This window comes from Pseudomonas sp. P4_C3 (assembly GCF_056402075.1).
Genome location: NZ_JBFUIC010000493.1, coordinates 1 through 2266, shown reverse-complemented (window position 1 = coordinate 2266; position 2266 = coordinate 1). Strand labels below are relative to the sequence as shown.

The window sequence follows — 2266 nt, the reverse complement described above, 5'->3', positions numbered from 1 at the left end:
GGTTGAAGAAATGCAGGCCGATGAAGCGCTCAGGCTGGCTGACACTGGCGGCGAGTTGGGTGATCGACAGCGACGAGGTGTTGGAGGCAATGACGCATTCGCTGCTGACTTGCGCGGCGATCTGTTGCAGTACACGCAGTTTCAGGTCGAGATTTTCCGTCGCCGCTTCGATGACCAATTGCGCGTTTTGCAGGCTGCCGTAATCGGTGCTGGTGCGGATTTTGTCGAGGGTGGCCTGTTTCTGCTCCGGCGTCAGGGTTTCCTTGGCGACCTGCCGGTCCAGGTTTTTACCGACGGTTGCGACGGCTTTTTGCAAAGCGCTTTCGGATATGTCGAGCAAGGTCACGTTGAAACCGGCCATGGCACAGACTTGCGCGATGCCGTTGCCCATGGTGCCCGCACCGATCACTCCGATGTTTTGCAGATTCATCTTCCCATCCTTCGATCAAACCCTGCGATACCTTGGCCGCGACTGCAGCCGAAGGCGTACTATTGCCGCGAGTCTAGAGCCGGCAGGGCGGTTGTCCTATGCCAAAACTGTTCAACGGCGCTGATGTTTTTTGCCATTCGGGTGATGAGAGAGAAGCGAACCAATGCGGGAAAAGGACTCGGTTGCCGCCTATTTCGTGCAGGCAATGATCCATGGGCTGAGGGATGACCCGCAGCGCGTGACGGCCGTGCTCGAACAGGCGGGCATTGATCCGGCGGTCATGCACCAACCCACGGCGCGGGTGCCGGCCAACGCGTTTGCGGCGTTGTGGCTGATACAGATTCGCGAACTCGACGACGAGTTTTTCGGGCTCGACTCCCATGGCATGCCGCCGGGCAGTTTCGCCCTGATTTGCCGTGCCCTGATTCAGGAACCCGATCTGCACAAGGCCATGCGCCAATGCCTGGCCAACTTCGGGTTGTTCCTGCGCGACTTTCGCGGCTCGCTGGCCGTGCGTGGCAAGCGTGCGGTGATCAGCCTGGAAACCCGTTCGACGGATAACGATGCCAGTCGGTTTGGTGAAGAAACGTTCCTGGTGTTGATGATCAGCCTGCTGTGCTGGCTGGGTGGCCGGCGCATTCCCATTGATCGCGCGGACTTCCGCCATTCGCGCCTGTCGCTGGGTGACGATCGCCTGCTTTGGGGCCCCAACCTGACCTTTGGTGCCGAGCGCACCGAAATCGAATTTGCCAGCCACTACTTGCGCCTGCCAGTGGTTCAGGACCTGGCGTCGTTGAAAGTGTTTCTGCGTACCGCGCCGCAATGGCTGGTGATCCGCTTCCGTAACCAGCATGGCCTGGCATCCCAGGTTCATCAGCGCTTGCGCGGCAGTCATTACAGTGAGTGGCCGACGTTGCAGGCCTTTGCCCTGGAACAGCACCTGAGCCCCAGCACCTTCCGCCGCAAACTGGAGCGTGAAGGCTGCTCCTACCAGGAAATCAAGGACGAAGTACGGCGTGGCGTGGCCTTCGAGCAACTGCGTCAGAGCGACGCGAGCATCAGCGATATCGCCGAGCAACTGGGTTTCCAGGAACCCAGCGCCTTCCATCGGGCGTTCAAGAAATGGACCGGGGAAAGCCCTGGGCGCTATCGGGCCCGTTATCAGGGGGAGCAGGGCGTTGAGGTCGCCACCCTACAGGAACCCTGCGAGCCCTGAGCCATCGTCGGTCCGGTAGCAGGACTTCAGGGCCACCGGGTTCGGTGATTTCGATCAGGGTCATGGTCTGCGGGAGTGTCATTTCATACACCTGCATTGAGCGTTGGCGATTTGGTCGAGCGACTGAGCAGTCGGCTGCCCAGTTCCAGCAACAGCGCTACAACGATGACCCCGGCGGCAATCACGAACATCAAGGCATGATGGCCACCACTGGCATTGAACAGCGCCGAATAAGCAAACCCCGAGAGGGCCTGGAACGTCGCGAACGACACGGTGGCGCGGCTCCAGGCAATCTGCTGCTGGTGATGGTTGGGGATCAATTCATGCACCCGGGCCAACGCCAGCGGCACGATGCCGGGCGGGAAGGAGCCGAGGATCACCGCCAGCAAAGCCAATGCCGCGAACGAACTGCTGATCGATAAAAGGCCAACCGCCAACGCCTGTATTACCAGCACGATGCGGATCCCCGTTTTCGCGCCCAGTTGGTCGGCCAGAAAACCGTAGCTCACTGGCCCGACAATCGCGCCAAGGCCATACATCACCCAGATCAGCGCGCCGACATGCGCCCCGGCATTGAGCCCCCGGGCGACGTAATCCACCAGGAACACCATGGCCGGCAC

General features: G+C 60.6%; 3 protein-coding genes. 1 reads left to right on the top strand and 2 read right to left on the bottom strand.

The annotated features are described in order from the left end of the window. Positions 1 to 430 (bottom strand): 3-hydroxyacyl-CoA dehydrogenase NAD-binding domain-containing protein (locus tag AC1DVH_RS29770; protein WP_477756806.1); only part of this gene is annotated, 430 nt, incomplete at its 3' end. Positions 431 to 593: 163 nt separating this feature from the next. Between AC1DVH_RS29770 and AC1DVH_RS29765 the strand changes: the two genes are divergently transcribed. After that, complete coding sequence (locus AC1DVH_RS29765) at positions 594 to 1646, top strand: AraC family transcriptional regulator (RefSeq protein WP_477756805.1); 1053 nt, start codon at positions 594 to 596, stop codon at positions 1644 to 1646. A gap of 83 nt (positions 1647 to 1729) precedes the next feature. Here the strand turns inward: AC1DVH_RS29765 and AC1DVH_RS29760 are convergent. Next, the coding region (locus tag AC1DVH_RS29760) for a YbfB/YjiJ family MFS transporter (RefSeq protein ID WP_477756804.1) at positions 1730 to 2266 on the bottom strand (537 nt) is incomplete at its 5' end.

Bases quoted from the DNA above. Each gene is read 5' to 3' on its own strand.
- AC1DVH_RS29765 (WP_477756805.1), top strand. From the start codon at position 594: ATGCGGGAAAAGGACTCGGTTGCCGCCTATTTCGTGCAGGCAATGATC.